Below are 16,970 nucleotides of genomic sequence, written 5' to 3' on the forward strand. Positions count from 1 at the left end.
ATACGCTAGCCGGATGACAGAAAAAAGAAACGGTCCCGGGGAAAACTAGGGCGTTATCAGTGCGTCGGCAAATGAACCGAGAAGGCAGCACCCTTGCCGACCTCGGACCAGATCGTCAGCCTGGCATTGTGACGCGTCAGGATGTGCTTGACGATCGACAAGCCGAGGCCGGTACCCTTCTGGGTCCGGCTGGTCTCGACATCGATGCGATAGAAGCGCTCGGTGATGCGCGGAATGTGCTCTTCGGGAATGCCGGGGCCGAAATCCCTGATCGTCACGTCGATGCCGGGTTCGGAACCGTCGTCGCCGCGCGCGATCGACACCAGGACGCGGCCGCCCGACTGGCCGTATTTGCAGGCGTTTTCCAGCAGATTCTCGAAAACCTGGAACAGTTCATCGCGATCGCCCGGTACATTGAGAGGCCCCGTGGCGAAATCGCGCTCGATGGTAACGTTGTTTTCGCGTGCAAGCGGGGCCAGCGAGTCGATGACGCTGTCGACGGTCTGGCGCAAATCGACCTCGGTTCCGGGCTTCAGATAGGGCTTCATCTCCAGCCGAGACAGCGACAGCAGATCATCGATCAGCCGCGCCATGCGGCCGGTCTGGTTCTGCATGATCTGCAGGAATTGCTCGCGCGCCGCCGGATCGTTGCGGGCCGGTCCGCGCAGCGTTTCGATGAAACCGGCGATCGAAGCGAGCGGAGTGCGCAATTCGTGGCTGGCATTGGCGATGAAGTCGGCGCGCATGCGGTCGATGCGCCGCGCCTCGCTCTGGTCCTTGAACACCAGCACATAGAGGTCGGTGCCGTGCCCGACAGAGGACGCGCTGACCCGGTAGGCCCGTTCGACCGGCAGCTTCTCGGTATAGTCGACGACATCCGAGGCGATCGTTCCCGACAGCACGCTGTCGAGCAGCGTCTGCATCTCCGGCGCCCGGAATTTCAGCGGCAGCGACAGGCCCGGTGCGATGCCGCCGAAAGCGGCAAAGGCGGCGGCGTTGGCATGGACGATGGTGGCGGAGCGGTCGAAAATGATCAGCGGGTCGGCGACGGCCGCCGCCAGATATTCGCCCGACAGGCGCTGCAGGCCGATCGCCTCGATCGCGGCGGCACTCTCGGCGGACTGGCGCAGGCCGGCGGCGGGCAGCATTGCCGCCACAAGCAACAGGAGCAGTGCCGGTATCAGCACGTAGGCGGAAATACCCGCGAAGGCAAAGGCGATCAGCACCGCCACGACACCGGCCGCCAGCAGCCAGCGGCTGTTCCACAGCCGGGTGGCGACAAGTTGCGCCATGCCTTTCTGCTCTGCGTCCAGGTCAGTCATTCGCTTGCGCGCCCGCGTCCCATGCCTTCGCATCCGCCGCACGGCAACGGAAACTTCCGCTGGACCGGTCCGGAGGCTCCCAATAGCATGAGTCCGCAAGCTGAAAAGGGTTCGTCTCGATGAAAAAAGCCAAGGAAACTTCCGCCGAGCCGGCTCCGGGTCCGCTGAAGATCAAGATCGACGGCAAAGAGCGGGAGTTCGACATCGAGAATCCCGAGCTTCCCAGTTGGGTCGAGGACAACAAGCTGACCGCGGGCGGCTACCCCTATGACAAGAAGATGAAGAGCGACGAGTATGACGAGACGCTCGAGAAATTGCAGATCGAACTGGTCAAGGCGCAGGCGTGGCTGCAGGCCAGCGGCAAGCGGGTGATGGCACTATTCGAGGGCCGCGACGCCGCCGGCAAGGGCGGCACGATCTTCGTGCTGCGCCAGTACCTCAATCCGCGCACGGCGCGCAACGTGGCGCTGACCAAACCGACCCCCACCGAACTGGGCCAATGGTACTACCAGCGCTATGTCGACCATTTCCCGACATCGGGCGAGTTCGTCACCTTCGACCGTTCCTGGTACAACCGCGCCGGCGTCGAGCCGGTGATGGGCTTCTGCACACCCCAGCAGCATGAGAAATTTCTCGACGAGACGCCGCATTTCGAACGGATGATCGTCAATGACGACATCCACTTCTTCAAATTCTGGCTGAACATCGGCCGGGAGACGCAGCTCGAGCGCTTTCACGATCGCCGCTACAGCCCGCTGAAGAGCTGGAAGTTCTCGCCGATCGACGTCGCCGGCATCACCAAATGGGACGATTACACCAAGGTGCGCGACACCATGTTCGAGCGCACCCACAAGGAATTCGCGCCATGGATCATCGTGCGGGCCAATGACAAGCGCCGCGCGCGGCTGGCGGTGATGAGGCGGATCCTGTTGTCGCTGCCCTATGAGGGGCGCGATCTCGATATCGTCGGCAAGGAAGACAAGAAGATCATCGGCGAAGGGCCGTCATTCCTCGGGAAGGAAGTCTGACGCAAGATCGGTTCATCGTTTCACGGAAACGCCGACCGATCTATCTCTTTGTTTTGACGCAATTCCCAAGGGAAAGCGCTATGCGCTTTTCCCGGGAAAACCGTTTCATACTTTTCCTGGAATTGCTCTTACTGCGCCGCGCGGCCACCGGCCTGCGCGGCGCAGATTCTTTCGGATCGTTCAGGCTGCCAGCCTGGCAATCCGCTGCAATCGCCGCAGCGTGGTGTCGTCCTGCAACGCCTGCTGGAACAGCGATATCTCCTGGTCGATGCGGTCGCACAGCGCGCCGGTGTTTCCCTTGAGCAGGCCACGGGTCTGCAGCAAGGCGGCAACCGGCTTCTTGGCGAGCTGCCTGGCCCGGCCGAGCGTTGCCTCCTCCACGCCGTCATGCACGATCTCGGCGACGAGGCCGAGCGCCCTGGCGTCCTCGGCGTGAAGCGTGTCGCCGAGGCAGAAGAAGCGGAAGGCGCCGGCATAGCCGAGCTTCTGCGGTGCCAGGATGCTGGTCGCCGCGTCCGGCACAAGGCCGAAATCGACGAACGGCACCCGGAACGTGCTTTCATTCGAGGCGATCACCATGTCGCAGTGGAACAGGATGGTGCAGCCAACGCCGACGGCGTCACCATCGACACAGGCGAGGATAGGCTTGGGGAACGTCGCCAGCGTGCGGAACATGTCGGTGACGGCGGCAATCAGCTTCTGATGCTTGGTGGCGTCGAGGAATTCGGAAAAGTCGCCGCCAAGACAGAAACAGCCTGCCAGGCCACGCAGCACGACGACACGCACTTCGTCATTGTCGGCGGCTTCATGGAACGTCCTGGCAAGGCTTTCATAGGCCCTTCTGTCGAGCACCGGCCGGCCGTCATTCGACGACACGGTGACGATCAGCGTGTGGTTGCGCAGTTCTGGCTGCGGGTGCGGATTCACCGCGGTCTCCAACCTCATGACGCCCTCCTTTGGCCAAACATGTCGGGATATCCCCTGGCCAGAACCGGAGCATGATGATTGCGGCGCGAACGCACCACATCCAGCGTGTGCTCGTTGAAGGAGAGCAGCGTCGCCACGACCTGCTGATTGCCGTAGGTGCGTTGATAACCCAGCGGCGTCGCCAGGAAATGCAGTTGCAAGGCGCGCAACACCCACATTGGCTCGAACTCGATGATCACCTTGTCGACGCCGCGCTTCAGCCCCCACTCGACGAAGCCGGCGATCAACTCGGTGCCAACGGTCGAAACGCCGCGACGGCCATCGCGGAAACCGGCAGCCACCGCATAGCGGGTCAATTCCCAGATGTTAGGACCCGATGGCGGCGTTCCTTCGGAAAGGTCGGCCAAAACCTCGGTCAGCAGATGGGGCCGCGTGGTCGGCAACATCCTTTGATAGCCCGCGACTTCGTTGCCTCTGATGACGATCTGATGCACTGCCTCGTCATGGTCGAACTGGTCGACCTCGAATCCGTCCGGGCGCCGCAGGTCCTCCCACCCCATCTCCTCGACAAATATCTGGTAGCGCAGACGATGGACGGCCTCCCAAAGGTCGGGGCGTTCCATCAATTCTTGAGTTGTAAGACAAAAAAGCATGCCGTCGTCTCCTGGGTTTAAGAGGAAGATACGGCCGTGCTTCAACGAGAAAATTGCGTGATCGCGTAGGCAAGAATTCTAGATCGGCACGGCCGATCTAGCTAATGTAGCCGCGCCTTATCGCTTCTGCGACAGCCTGGACCCGGTTGACGGCACCGAGTTTGCTTTTGGCGTTAAGAAGATGTTTCTCCGACGTGTGTTCGGAGATGCCGAGGATTTGCGAAATCTCCCATTCCGACTTGCCGACGGCGGCCCATTGCAGGCATTCGCGCTCGCGCGGCGTCAGTTCGATATGGTCGATGGTCTTGCCGGCCATGGTGTGGAGTTGCATGGCGCGGCCAACGGCATAGGTCGAGACCAGCGACACCAGGCCGAATTCGGCCGCCGACAGTTCCACAGCCTCGCCACCCAGCGACACCATGACAATCTGGCCATCGAGCGTGATCAACGGGAACGCCAGCCCGTCGCGCAGCTTGAAAGCGCCGGCATCGCCCATCACTTCGCCGCTGCTCTTGTCGATGCGAATGCCCTGGGCGGCTTCGCGCCACTGGAACGGCGCCTGCAGCTGCTTCATGTGGCTGACCACCGGATCGTGGTCGACATAGTTGCGCGCCACGTAGCGCTCCAGCCATTCGACAGGCCAGTCGCAAAGCAGCACATGCTGCTTTTGCTGCCCGGTCGGCGTGCCCGGCTGCGGAACGGTTCCAGCCATCAGCGCCGTCAGACCGAAATCCGACGTTATGCCCAACAGCTTCTCGCAGACCGCGGCCGCCGTTCCGGCGTGTTGCAGTTGGTCTATGTATTCCAGCGTGCGATCGAACTGACCCATCGCAACATCAACCCCATGTTGCCTTATGCATTGAGATCAATGGTCCATGCATTGTTCGCACTTTGCCACCGACCGCGGATTGCAACGCGCTCATCTCCGGTTGTGGTTCTCGACCCTGGTCCCCCAACCAGAGCAGCCACCGCTGTTTGCAAACGCGCTAAAGCATACCCTGAAATCGGCGCGTTGAAATCAAAAACCATTGTGCATGTACCATTTTCGTACCAAAACCTGTGCGAACACGAGTGCGGCGGAGTTCTATCGTGGCGTTCCAATGGAGGTCCCTGGTGCTGGCGTCGCTGCTGATCGCGGCACTGCCATTGGCTCCTGGGGCGCGCGCGGCGGAGCCGCAGGTGCCGGTGTTGTGGGATGCCAAGGAACGGTTGCCGAAGCCCGACCTTTCGGCACTGCCACGGCTGCGATTCCTGACGACCACGGATTTTCCGCCCTTCAATTTCCTCGATGGCGCGGGAAAGCTGTCCGGTTTCCATATCGACCTGGCACGCGCCATCTGCGCCGAACTCGGCATTGTCGACAAATGCCAGATCCAGGCATTGCCGTGGGGCGAGCTCGAAGGGGCGCTCGAGAAAGGCGAAGGCGAAGCCGTCATCGCCGGCATCGCCGCGACGCCGCAATCGCGGCAGACATACGCCTTCTCGCGCTCGTATCTGCAGTTCCCGGCGCGCTTCATCATGCCGAAGACCAAGGCGTTTGCGGAGCCGATTTTCGACAAGCTGCGCAGCAAGCGCGTCGGCGTGCTCGCCGGCTCGGCGCATGAGCGCATGCTGCGCGACTATTTCAACACGGTCCAAATCGTCTCCTTCGACGGGCCGGAAGCCCTCTACCGCGATCTCAAGGCGGGCAAGATCGATGCGGCCTTCGGCGACGGCATGCGCTTCGCCTTCTGGCTGGGCGGCTCGGATGCGGCCGGCTGCTGCCGCTTTGCCGGCGGCCCCTATCTGGCGCCGGAATATCTCGGCACCGGCATGGCTATCGCCACACGGGCGGACAACCCGGCGCTTGCCGCCGCGATCGACTACGCGCTGCAGGAGATTTCGATGAAAGGCACCTTCGCCGAATTCTACCTGCGCTACTTCCCGGTCAGCTTTTTCTGATCCGGTCCCGGTCAGTTTTTTCTAGGGCTGTCGATATTCAGGTCAGCGTGCGCAGGCGCGCCTTGGCCGCGCGGCCGATGGCGGCGACGGTCAGCGTGTCGAGATCGAGCTGGCGGCGGATCAACTGCAGCACCCGCACTTCCTCCATGCGCATTTCAAGATCGACGGCGGCGACTTCGAACGCGGCGGCATAGGCAGTGTCGCGCAGACGCTCCGGCAGGGCTTCGGCAATTTGGGCCAGGACACCCTCGAGACCATCCTTCTCATGCAACTGCTTCTGACAGGCCTGAGCGACGGAAACCAGCCGGTCCTGCTTGAAATCCTCGAACACCGGCCATGAGCGGACAACGTCGCCGATCCTGGCCAGTTCGACATCGGTCATGTCGCGATCGGAGGCCGAGGTGATGACCATCAGGTAGATCAGGGCTTCATGCGGGGTCGGCGACGGCATTCTTTACTCCTTGAACGGGCTTCGAAGGTAGGTAGGCGCCAGCAGCGTCGCAAGGAAAAAGCGCCCCACGCGTTGACGCTCCGGCCATGCGCGCCTAGAGGACCGGTTGAAAATCGACACTGCGGCCATACCAGCGAACAATCTGGCCGGCGAATAATTTGGAAAACAGGACCATGGCGGGATCAAACATCATCGATCTCAACCCCGAACTGCTGGCGGCCGCGACCGAGAGCAAAGCGTGGCCGTTCGAGGAAGCCAAAAAGATCATCGAGCGCTACAAGGGCAGCGACTTTCCCGAAACGATCCTGTTCGAGACCGGCTATGGCCCGTCCGGCCTGCCGCATATCGGCACGTTCGGCGAGGTGGCGCGCACCTCGATGGTGCGCCATGCGTTCCGCGTGCTGACGCAAGACAAGGTCGCGACCAAGCTCTTGTGCTTTTCCGACGATATGGACGGCATGCGCAAGATACCCGACAATGTGCCGGATCGCGCCGCGCTCGAGCCGCATCTGCACAAGCCGCTGTCTTCGGTGCCCAATCCATTCGGCGGCGACTATGCGAGCTTTGCCGACCACAACAACGCGATGCTCTGCCGCTTCCTCGACACGTTCGGCTTCGACTACGAATTCGCCAGCGCAACGCAGTACTACAAGTCAGGCCGTTTCGACGCGATGCTGCTCACCGCCGCCGAGCGCTACGACAAGATCATGGCGGTCATGCTGCCGACGCTCGGGCCGGAGCGGCAGGCGACCTACAGCCCGTTCCTGCCGATTTCGCCGAAGAGCGGCCGCGTGCTTTACGTGCCGATGAAGCATGTCGACGCCAAGGCCGGCACCATCACCTTCGACGACGAGGGCACCGAGACCACGCTTTCGATCACCGGAGGCCGGGTGAAGCTGCAGTGGAAGCCGGATTTCGGCATGCGCTGGGCGGCGCTCGGCGTCGATTTCGAGATGTTCGGCAAAGACCACCAGACCAATGCCGTGGTCTACGATCGCATCTGCAACATATTGGGCGGGCGGGCGCCCGAGCATTTCGTCTACGAGCTGTTCCTCGACGAGAACGGCCAGAAGATCTCGAAGTCGAAGGGCAACGGCCTGACCATCGACGAATGGCTGACCTACGCGCCAACGGAGAGCCTTGGGCTCTACATGTACCAGCGGCCGCGGCAGGCCAAGAAGCTCTATTTCGACGTCATTCCGAGGGCGGTGGACGAATATTACACCTTCCTGGCCGCCTACCCCAGGCAGGACTGGAAGGAGCGGCTGGGCAATCCGGTCTGGCACATGCATGACGGCAATCCGCCGGCCATCGACATGCCGGTGCCGTTCTCGCTGCTGCTCAACCTGGTCAGCGCCTCCAATGCGCAGAACAAGGATGTGCTGTGGGGCTTCATCTCGCGCCACGCCACCGATGTGACGCCGAAGACGCACCCGGAGCTTGACCAGCTGGTCGGCCATGCGATCCGCTATTTCGACGATTTCGTGCGGCCGACGAAAACCTTTCGCCCGGCCGACGAGGTCGAGCGCGAAGCGCTGCAGGCCCTTGATGCAGCGCTTGGCACGCTGCCGGCGGATGCCAGCGGCGAGGCGATTCAGAACGCATCGCTCAATGTGGCGCGCAAGATCGAACGCTATCAGGACCATTCCAAGCAGAGCCCGGAAGGCGGCCCGGGCGTGTCGGGCGCCTTCTTCCAGATGATCTACCAGGTGCTCATCGGCCAGGAACGCGGCCCGCGCTTCGGCTCGTTCGCCGCGCTCTACGGCGTCGCCGAGACCCGCACGCTCATTCAGCAGGCGCTGGCTGGTCAGCTGGTTTGAGGGCGCCGTCGACCTCTTCCAGGATCGAGCCCGGCGCCTGAGGCGCCTGGGCCGGTGCGTCCGGCACCGCTGAGATGCCGGCAAGGTTCGGCGCCGATCCGAAAACGCCTTTCTTCGCGCGTTGTGCCTTTTCGCCGGCCTCGACATAGGGGCCGCCTTTGGCGGCGCGTGCCCAGCCATTGTCGACCAGCCACTGACCGACATCCTGCTTGCCGATCCGGCACTCCGCCGCGATGCGGTCGCGGCCGCCTTCGGGCGGCACGGTGCAGACCACCGCGCGGCCGCGCAGGAAGGCGCGGAACGCCGTGCGCGCACGAATGCCGCACGGCCAGGACTTGCCATCCGTGGTGCAGGTCTCGTCCTGTGGGACGACATCAATGCCGGAAATCGCGACCGAATAGCCTTTCGCCTCGATCAGGCCGGCGGCCGTCGCGACCGGCTGGAACAGCTTCGTGCCGTTCCAGTCGTCGGGCATCTTCGGCTTGGGCGGCACGGCCAGCGCCAGCTTGCTCAGTGGTTCGCGCGGCTCGACCCGCTCGAGCTCGCCTGCGGGCAGTTCCGGCGGCGCGACGACATCCGGATCGATCGCCCGCGAATGCACCGCAGGCTTTGGCGTCGGCGGAGCGGTAGGCGCAGGAATGGCTGAGGTGGCCGGCTCTTCAGGCCCGGCATCGGTGCCTGCTTGCGAGATCGTGTCAGCGCCAGGATCGATCTGATCCACGGCAACGGTGCTCTCGCTTCCTTTCAGCGTGCGGCCGCCGGCGACGACCAGGGCGGCCATCACCGGGACCATCACAACCGCAAGGACAAGATAGGGGAGCCGCACCAGCCCGGCCTACTGGCTTGCCCAGACAATCCGGGCCACCCATTCGACATCGCGCATGGGGATGTCGCGGTCGGGATGATCGGGATTGAGCGAGACCAGCGCGATCGACTTCACGGTCTGGCGCTCGAGCACCTTGGCCATCACCTCGCCTGACGTGGTCTTGACGACGACGCGATCGCCCTTGCGGGTGACCGCGCCCGGCTCGACGATGAGGACGTCGCCATTGCGATAGAGCGGCAGCATGGAATCGCCCTGCACCTGCAGCGCATAGGAGCTTTCGGTCGATTGCGCCGGCAGTTCGACCAGATCCCAGCCTTGCCCCGCCGGAAAGCCGGCATCGTCGAAGAAGCCGCCAGCACCGGCCTGGGCAAAGCCAAGCAAAGGCACGGCTCGTCTGGGAGCGGGCGATGCGCCCATGCGGCCTTCGATCAGCCCGGTGAATTCGTCGAGTGACGCCCCCGTCGCCTCGATGATCTTGGCCAGCGATTCGGTCGAAGGCCAGCGCGGCCGACCGTCGGAAGACAAGCGTTTCGACTTGTTGAAGGCGGTCGAATCGAGCCCCGCGCGCCTTGCCAGGCCTGACGCCGAAAGCGAATAACGCTCGGCGAGAGCATCGATGGCAGCCCAGACGCGGTCGTGCGAGAGCATGTCGTGCTCTCCTTCGAGACAGGAAAAAATGCCTTTTCCTTCTAGTCTCTGCATCCCGGTTTGTCCACCGGACACGCTCTAACGGCATACCTTCGTGAAGGCTGCGGAAATGATGATTTCCGCTGGTCAGCCGGCCCCCTTGGTCAAGCCGCGCAGCCCCTGGTGCGACGTCATGAATATCCGTTCCGCCTCTGTCGGCGAACGCGGGTTCACCGAGCGGCCAAGCGCGGCGACGACCTCGTCAATATCGAGGAAGCGGCGGGCCTTGCGGTCGTAGACTCCGGCCGTCGTCAGGATCAAGGCGGCCGTCTCGCCATTGTCGAAGACGAAACGGTGCTTGCCGATGACCTGGCTGCCTTCCCAGGTTTCGATCGAGGAGACCACTTCGAAGCGGCGCCACAGCCTGATCTCGCGCGCATAGACCGCCTGCAGCCCACCCATCATCGGCGCCCAGCCATTCTTGCGCGCCAGCGTGATCAGGCCGGCGCGGACGAACAGGTCGATGCGGCCGAGGTCGGCCAGCATCATGTAGCGGGCATTGTTGAGATGGATGTTGAAATCGATGTCGGTCGGCAGGCAGCGAAAGGCCAGCCGGCTTTCACCGCCCATCATATAGGGGCCACGGCTGCGCGCCGTGGCCAGCATGCGCGCCATGCGCGCCCAGACATACATGACCTGCCGTCAGGCGGCCTGCTTCACGTCGCCCTTGGCGTAAGGGTCGAAGCGTTCGTAGAAGGTCTCACCCTTCTCGGCCATGTCGAGCAGCAGCTTGGGCGCCTTGAACTCGGCGCCATATTTCTTCTGCAGTCCCTTGGCGATCTTGACGAAGCGCTTGGCGCCGATGCCGTCGATATAGGAGAGCGCGCCGCCGGTATAGGGCGCGAAACCGAAGGCCAGGATCGAGCCGACATCGGCCTCGCGCGGGTCGGTGACGATGCCTTCCTCCATCACGCGGGCCGCTTCCAGGGCGATGGTGATCAGCAGGCGCTGCTGCAGTTCCCCGTAATCGACCTCCTCGGCCGCTAGCTGCGGATAGAGGTCCTTCAATCCCGGCCACAGCTTCTTCTTGGCGGGCTTCGCTGGATAATCGTAAAAACCCTTGCCGTTCTTGCGGCCGAAGCGGCCATGGTCGTCGACCATGGTGTTGATCAGCGCCATCTGCTTGGGGTCGACGGCCTTGTCGCCGAGATCCCTGATGGTCTGCTTCATGATCTTCTGGGCAAGGTCGATCGCCGTCTCGTCGGTCAGCGCCAGCGGACCGACCGGCATGCCGGCGGCCTTCGCCGCATTCTCGATCATCGGCGCGGGCACGCCCTCGATCAGCATCTTGTAGGCTTCCGACATGTAGCGCAGCACGCAGCGGTTGACATAGAAGCCGCGCGTGTCGTTGACGACGATCGGCGTCTTCTTGATGGCGCGGACGAAATCGATCGCGGTCGCCAGCGCCTTGTCGCCGGTCTTCTTGCCCAGAATGATCTCGACCAGCATCATCTTGTCGACTGGCGAGAAGAAGTGGATGCCGACAAAATTCTTCGGCCGCGCCGAATTCTTCGCCAGCGAGGTGATCGGGATGGTCGAGGTGTTGGACGCGAAGATCGCCGACGACTTCAGCACGGCCTCCGCCTGTTCGGTGGCAGCCTTCTTGACGGCCGAATCCTCGAACACCGCCTCGACGACGAGGTCGCAGCCGGCGAGATCGGCATAGTCGGCTGTCGGCGTGATCAGCGACAGGAGCTTCTCCCGCTCCTCGGGCTTGGCGCGGCCCTTCTTGACCTGATCCGAGACCAGGCTGTCGGAATGCGCCTTACCCTTGGTGGCGGACTCGATATCGCGGTCGAGCAGAACCACCGGAATACCGGCCTTGGCCGTGACATAGGCGATGCCGGCGCCCATGAAGCCGGCGCCGAGAATGCCGATCTTCTTGAATTTGGTTTCCGGCACACCGGCCGGACGGCGGGCACCCTTGTTCAGTTCCTGCAGCGAGACGAACAGCGAGCGGATCATCGCCGCCGCTTCCCTGGTCTGCATGATCTCGGTGAAATAGCGCTGCTCGATCCTGAGCGCGGTGTCGAACGGCACCAGCAGGCCTTCATAGACACATTTCAGGATCGCGGCGGCGGCCGGATAATTGCCATAGGTCTCGCGACGCAGGATGGCGATTGCCGGCGGCCACAGATTGAAGCCGGCGGGCGAATAGATCTGGCCACCGGGCAGCTTGAAGCCCTTCTCGTCCCAGGGCTGGACGGCCTTCAGGCCGTTCCTGATCATGGCCTTTGCGGTCTCGATCAGCTTGGCCGGCTCGGCGATCTCGTGGATCAGCCCCATGGCCTTCGCCTTCTGCGGCGACAGATTCTGGCCCGAGGTCAGCATCTGCAGCGCCTGCTGCTGATCGGTCAGCCGCGGCACACGCTGGGTGCCGCCGGCGCCGGGGAAGATGCCGACCTTGACTTCCGGCAAGGCCATCTTGACCTTGTCTGAATCAGCAGCGACACGGCCATGGCAGGCCAACGACAATTCGAAGGCGCCGCCCATGCAGGTGCCGTTGATCGCCGATACCCAGGGTTTGCCCGATGTTTCGAGCTTGCGCCACAGGCCGCCCATGCGGCCGGCATTGTCGAAAAGCAGCTTTGCCGCCTTCTCCGGATCCTTGCCTTTCTCCTTGGCAAAGACCGCCAGCATCTTCTGCAGCATGGTGAGATCGGCGCCGCCGGAAAAGCTGTCCTTGCCCGAGGTGATCACCGCGCCCTTGATGCCGGCGTCGGCCACCACCTGGTCGATGATCTTGTCGAGTTCGCTCATCACCTCCTCGGTGAAGACGTTCATAGAGCGGTCTGGGCTGTTCCAGGTGACCAGCGTGATGCCGTCCGCGTCGGTGTCGAGGGTGAAATTGGTGTAGCTCATCGGTTCTCTCCCCGTCAGACGCGTTCGATGATCGTTGCGGTGCCCATGCCGGCGCCGATGCAGAGCGTCACCAGCGCGGTGTTGAGGTCGCGGCGTTCGAGTTCGTCCAGCACAGTGCCGAAGATCATCGCGCCGGTGGCGCCGAGCGGATGGCCCATGGCAATGGCGCCGCCATTGACGTTGATCTTGTCGTGATCGATGTCGAAAGCCTGCATGTAGCGCAACACCACCGAGGCAAAGGCCTCGTTGAGCTCGAACAGGTCGATGTCCGACAGCTTCATCTTGGCGCGCTTCAACAGCTTCTCGGTGACGTCGACCGGGCCGGTCAGCATCAGCACCGGCTCGGAGCCGATATTGGCGAAGGTGCGGATGCGCGCGCGGGGCTTGAGGCCCATCGCCTTACCTGCCTTCTTGGAGCCGAGCAGCACGGCAGCGGCGCCATCGACAATGCCGGACGAATTGCCGGCGTGATGGACGTGGTTGACCTCTTCCACCTCGGGGTGCTTCTGCACCGCGACCGCGTCGAAGCCGCCCATTTCGCCCGGCATGACAAAGGACGGGTTGAGCGACGCCAGCGATTGCATGTCGGTCGACGGGCGCATGTGCTCGTCATGGTCGAGAATGGTCAGGCCATTCTGATCCTTGATCGGAATGACGGAGTTCTTGAAGCGGCCGTCGGCCCAGGATTTGGCGGCGCGCTTCTGGCTCTCGACCGCATAGGCGTCGACGTCGTCACGGGAAAAACCGTATTTGGTGGCGATCAGGTCGGCCGAAATGCCTTGCGGCACGAACCAGCCGGGCAGGCCGACCGAAGGGTCCATGAACCAGGCGCCGCCGGAGGCGCCCATGCCGACGCGCGACATGGATTCGACGCCACCGGCGATGACGATCTCGTCGGCGCCCTGCGCGATCTTGGCGGCACCGAAATTGATGGCATCGAGACCCGAGGCGCAGAAGCGCGAGATCTGCATGCCGGGCGCCTTGGTGTCGTAGCCGGCCTCGAAAGCGGCGGCGCGCGGAATGACCGAACCCGCCTCGCCGACCGGATCGACGCAGCCGAAGATGATGTCGTCGACAGTGCCGGTGTCGAGCCCATTGCGGTCGCGCAGCGCTTCCAGCGTCTTGGCGGCAAGCCGCACTGCCGGAACCTCATGCAGCGATCCGTCTTTCTTGCCCTTGCCGCGCGGTGTGCGCACGGCGTCGTAGACATAAGCGTCAGCCATTTTCGTGCTCCTTGGGTTTGCCGATCGCCGCTCTCAGAGCGAGCGTCCGATCAGCAATTTCATGATCTCGTTGGTGCCGCCGTAGATGCGCTGGACGCGGGCGTCGCGGAACATGCGGGCGATCGGATATTCATTCATGTAGCCATAGCCGCCATGCAATTGAAGGCATTCGTCGACGACTTTGCCCTGCAGGTCGCTCAACCAGTACTTGGCCATCGAGGCCGTGACCGGATCGAGGCCGCCATTGATGTGGCGAGTGACGCAATCATTGTAGAAGACGCGGCCGATCGTCGCCTCGGTCTTCAGCTCGGCCAGCTTAAACTGGGTATTCTGGAAATCGATGATCGCCTTGCCGAAGGCCTTGCGCTCCTTGACGTAGTCGATGGTCAGCGCCAGCGCCCGCTCGATCATGGCGATGGCGCCGGTGCCGATCTGCAGCCGCTCCTGCGGCAGCTGCTGCATCAGCTGGATGAAACCCTGGCCCTCCTCGTGGCCGAGCAGATTGGAGGTCGGCACGCGCACGTCGTTGAAGAACAGTTCCGACGTGTCGTTGGCCTTGAGCCCAATCTTGTCGAGGTTGCGGCCGCGCTCAAAACCTTCGACCTCGTCGGTCTCGACGACGATCAGCGAAGTGCCCTTGGCGCCCTTTTCCGGATCAGTCTTGGTGACGACGATGATGAGATTGGCCAGCTGGCCGTTGGTAATGAAGGTCTTGGAGCCGTTGATCTTGTACTGGTTGCCATCCTTCTCGGCGCGCGTCTTGACGCCTTGCAGGTCGGAGCCGGCGCCCGGTTCGGTCATGGCAATCGCGCCGATCAATTCGCCGGTGGCGAGCTTCGGCAGCCACTTCTTCTTCTGCTCTTCGGAGCCGTAATGGAGGATGTAGGGCGCGACGATCGAATTGTGCAGGCCGATGCCAAAGCCGTCGACACCGACATGGCCGATCGCCTCGATGATGGCGCTCTCATGCGCGAAGGTGCCGCCGGAACCGCCATATTCCTCCGGCATCGAGGCGCAGAGCAGGCCGGCGGCACCGGCCTTCAGCCAGCTCTCACGGTCGACCATTTCGTTCTTCTCGAACTCGTCGTAGCGCGGCGCGATCTCCTCCGACATGAAGCGGGTTGCCATGTCGTAGAGCATGCTGACCTCGTCCGCTGCCCAGGCGGGCTTGGGAAGGCCAAGTATTTCGGCGGGGCTGGTCATGTGGATATGATACTCCTCCCAGAGCGCGTCGTCAGAGTTGAGGCCGGCGCACGTCACGCGGGCCTCAACCGACCCTCCCCTCGAGGGAGAGGGGCAACCATCTTTAGAACGCTTCCGCGGGCAGGGCCATCAGCGTGTCCGAGCCACTCGAAATACGGGCGAGATGCGCCGAGGTCTCCGGCATGATCCGCTCCATGAAGAAGCGCGCCGTCACCACCTTGTTGTCGTAGAAGGGCTGGGAGCCGTTGGCGCCGGTCTTGCCCTGCGCTGCCTTGGCCATCTGCGCCCACATGTAACCCAGCGCCACGAGGCCGAAGAGATGCATGTAGTCGGTCGAGGCCGCACCGGCATTGTCGGGCTTGGTCATGCCGTTCTGCACCAGCCACATGGTCGCCGCCTGCAGATCGTTGAGGCCCTTCTTCAGCGCCTTGGTAAAGGGGGCCATCTTCTCGTCGGCGCGGTTTTCCTCGCAGAATTCGCCGACTTCCTTGAAGAAGGCCTGGATGGCGCGGCCGCCATTCAGGCCGAGCTTGCGGCCGACGAGGTCGAGCGCCTGGATGCCATTGGCGCCTTCATAGATCATGGCGATGCGGGCATCGCGCACGAACTGGCTCATGCCGTGCTCTTCGATATAGCCGTGGCCGCCGAACACCTGCTGGGCCATGACGGCGTGGTCGAAGCCCTTGTCGGTGAACACGCCCTTGACCACCGGGGTCATCAGGCCTGTGTAGTCCTCGGCGGCCTGTCGGTCCTTGTCGTCGGGGGAACGATGCGCGATGTCGGACTTGATCGCCGTCCACAACGCCAGCGCGCGGCCGGCCTCGTTGAACGCCTTCATGGTCATCAGCGAGCGGCGGATGTCGGGATGAACGATGATCGGGTCAGCCTTCTTGTCCGGTGCCTTCGGCCCCGACAGCGAACGGCCCTGCAAGCGGTCCTTGGCGTAGGAAACGGCATTCTGGTACGCAATTTCGGAGATCGACAGCCCCTGCAAGGCGACACCGAGCCTCGCCTCGTTCATCATCGTGAACATTGCCTTCAGGCCGCCATTCTCCTCGCCGAGCAGCGTGCCTTCGGCCTCGTCATAGTTCATGACGCAGGTCGAATTGCCATGGATGCCCATCTTCTCCTCGATCGAGCCGCAGGAGAGCGTGTTGCGCTCGCCGGGATTGCCCGACGCATCGAGCTTGAGCTTCGGCACGATGAATAGCGAAATGCCCTTGACGCCTTCCGGCGCGCCCTCGATTCGGGCCAGCACCAGATGCACGATGTTGTCCGACATGTCGTGCTCGCCGGCCGAGATGAAGATCTTCTGACCTGAGATTTTGTAGGTGCCATTGCCGTTCGGCACCGCCTTGGTGCGCAGCAGGCCGAGATCGGTGCCGCAATGCGGCTCGGTCAGGTTCATGGTGCCGGTCCAGGCGCCTTCGACCAGCTTCGGAAGCCAGGTCGCCTTCTGCTCGTCGGTGCCGTGGGTGATGATCGCCGCGATCGCACCCTGGGTCAGGCCCGGATACATCATCAGCGCCATGTTGGCCGAGACCATGTATTCGGAGACCGCCTGGTGCACCATGTAGGGCAGCCCCTGGCCGCCGAACTCGACCGGCGCCGCGAGCCCCATCCAGCCGCCCTCGCGATACTGGTCGAAGGCCTCCTTGAAGCCTTTCGGCGTCGTCACCGAGCCGTCGCCGTGACGCACGCAGCCTTCCATGTCGCCGACGCGGTTGAGCGGATGCATGACGTTCTCGGCGAGCTTGGCGCCCTCGGCGAGGATCGCCTCCAGCACATCGGGCGTAGCGTCGGCAAATCCGGGAAGATTGGAATAGCGCTGATAGCCCAGCACCTCGTTGAGGACGAACAGCGTATCCTGGACCGGAGCCCTGTATGTCGGCATGCTTTTTCTCCACCCTGCGGACCTGGTCCGAAAGCCCCCGAATTCATGTCAGGGCGGCATGCGGACCCGTATTTGAAGCCGGGATAGCAAAAATTGACGTTTGCGTAAACGTCAATTTTTTCGATGCGACAAG

At 63.0% G+C, this 16,970-nt stretch carries 15 protein-coding genes; 3 read left to right on the plus strand and 12 right to left on the minus strand.

Going from position 1 to position 16,970, the window contains the following annotated elements; all coding sequences use genetic code 11:
* Positions 1-56: 56 nt before the first annotated feature.
* Positions 57-1,322, minus strand: coding sequence for an ATP-binding protein (locus CKW40_RS02465; RefSeq protein WP_179297801.1), 1,266 nt, complete (start codon positions 1,320-1,322; stop codon positions 57-59).
* Positions 1,323-1,441: 119 nt separating this feature from the next.
* Between CKW40_RS02465 and ppk2 the strand changes: the two genes are divergently transcribed.
* The gene (ppk2, locus tag CKW40_RS02470; protein ID WP_095198324.1) at positions 1,442-2,350 is read left to right on the plus strand and encodes a polyphosphate kinase 2; all 909 of its coding nucleotides are present in this window, start codon (positions 1,442-1,444) and stop codon (positions 2,348-2,350) included.
* A gap of 180 nt (positions 2,351-2,530) precedes the next feature.
* Here ppk2 and CKW40_RS02475 read toward each other — a convergent pair whose 3' ends face one another.
* The 3 genes from CKW40_RS02475 to CKW40_RS02485 all read right to left on the minus strand — a co-directional run bounded on the left by CKW40_RS02475 (position 2,531) and on the right by CKW40_RS02485 (position 4,759).
* Positions 2,531-3,295, minus strand: coding sequence for an enoyl-CoA hydratase-related protein (locus CKW40_RS02475; RefSeq protein ID WP_179297802.1), 765 nt, complete (start codon positions 3,293-3,295; stop codon positions 2,531-2,533).
* Positions 3,292-3,930 (minus strand): acyl-homoserine-lactone synthase, encoded by a 639-nt coding sequence (locus CKW40_RS02480; protein WP_095198325.1) that lies wholly within the window; start codon positions 3,928-3,930, stop codon positions 3,292-3,294. The genes CKW40_RS02475 and CKW40_RS02480 overlap by 4 nt, the downstream gene beginning before the upstream one ends.
* Before the next feature lie 97 nt (positions 3,931-4,027).
* Entirely contained in the window at positions 4,028-4,759 is a 732-nt protein-coding gene (locus tag CKW40_RS02485) for a helix-turn-helix transcriptional regulator (RefSeq protein WP_095198326.1), read from the minus strand.
* Positions 4,760-5,019: 260 nt separating this feature from the next.
* Between CKW40_RS02485 and CKW40_RS02490 the strand changes: the two genes are divergently transcribed.
* Positions 5,020-5,871 carry an ABC transporter substrate-binding protein gene (locus CKW40_RS02490; RefSeq protein WP_095198327.1) on the plus strand — a complete coding sequence of 284 codons (852 nt, stop codon included), beginning with the start codon at positions 5,020-5,022 and terminating at the stop codon, positions 5,869-5,871.
* Positions 5,872-5,908: 37 nt separating this feature from the next.
* On the opposite strand, the gene CKW40_RS02495 is transcribed toward CKW40_RS02490, so the two are convergent.
* Positions 5,909-6,322, minus strand: a complete 414-nt coding sequence (locus tag CKW40_RS02495; RefSeq protein ID WP_095198328.1) for a tellurite resistance TerB family protein — start codon at positions 6,320-6,322, stop codon at positions 5,909-5,911.
* Positions 6,323-6,495: 173 nt separating this feature from the next.
* On the opposite strand from CKW40_RS02495, the gene CKW40_RS02500 reads away from it, so the two are divergent.
* Positions 6,496-8,142 (plus strand): lysine--tRNA ligase, encoded by a 1,647-nt coding sequence (locus tag CKW40_RS02500; protein WP_095198329.1) that lies wholly within the window; start codon positions 6,496-6,498, stop codon positions 8,140-8,142.
* Here the strand turns inward: CKW40_RS02500 and CKW40_RS02505 are convergent.
* The 7 genes from CKW40_RS02505 to CKW40_RS02535 all read right to left on the minus strand — a co-directional run bounded on the left by CKW40_RS02505 (position 8,108) and on the right by CKW40_RS02535 (position 16,837).
* Positions 8,108-8,968, minus strand: coding sequence for a thermonuclease family protein (locus CKW40_RS02505; RefSeq protein WP_369333053.1), 861 nt, complete (start codon positions 8,966-8,968; stop codon positions 8,108-8,110). The genes CKW40_RS02500 and CKW40_RS02505 overlap by 35 nt on opposite strands.
* Before the next feature lie 9 nt (positions 8,969-8,977).
* Complete coding sequence (locus tag CKW40_RS02510; protein WP_095198330.1) at positions 8,978-9,616, minus strand: S24 family peptidase; 639 nt, start codon at positions 9,614-9,616, stop codon at positions 8,978-8,980.
* Positions 9,617-9,742: 126 nt separating this feature from the next.
* Positions 9,743-10,288 carry a thioesterase family protein gene (locus tag CKW40_RS02515; RefSeq protein ID WP_095198331.1) on the minus strand — a complete coding sequence of 182 codons (546 nt, stop codon included), beginning with the start codon at positions 10,286-10,288 and terminating at the stop codon, positions 9,743-9,745.
* 9 nt (positions 10,289-10,297) lie between these two features.
* Complete coding sequence (locus tag CKW40_RS02520) at positions 10,298-12,517, minus strand: 3-hydroxyacyl-CoA dehydrogenase NAD-binding domain-containing protein (protein WP_095198332.1); 2,220 nt, start codon at positions 12,515-12,517, stop codon at positions 10,298-10,300.
* 14 nt (positions 12,518-12,531) lie between these two features.
* Positions 12,532-13,740 carry an acetyl-CoA C-acetyltransferase gene (locus CKW40_RS02525; protein WP_095198333.1) on the minus strand — a complete coding sequence of 403 codons (1,209 nt, stop codon included), beginning with the start codon at positions 13,738-13,740 and terminating at the stop codon, positions 12,532-12,534.
* A gap of 33 nt (positions 13,741-13,773) precedes the next feature.
* Positions 13,774-14,943, minus strand: coding sequence for an acyl-CoA dehydrogenase family protein (locus CKW40_RS02530; protein ID WP_095198334.1), 1,170 nt, complete (start codon positions 14,941-14,943; stop codon positions 13,774-13,776).
* A 103-nt stretch (positions 14,944-15,046) separates the two neighbouring features.
* The gene (locus CKW40_RS02535; RefSeq protein WP_095198335.1) at positions 15,047-16,837 is read right to left on the minus strand and encodes an acyl-CoA dehydrogenase; all 1,791 of its coding nucleotides are present in this window, start codon (positions 16,835-16,837) and stop codon (positions 15,047-15,049) included.
* Positions 16,838-16,970: the final 133 nt, after the last annotated feature.

Origin of the sequence: Mesorhizobium carmichaelinearum, assembly GCF_900199455.1 — a bacterium.
GTDB classification, from domain to species: domain Bacteria; phylum Pseudomonadota; class Alphaproteobacteria; order Rhizobiales; family Rhizobiaceae; genus Mesorhizobium; species Mesorhizobium carmichaelinearum.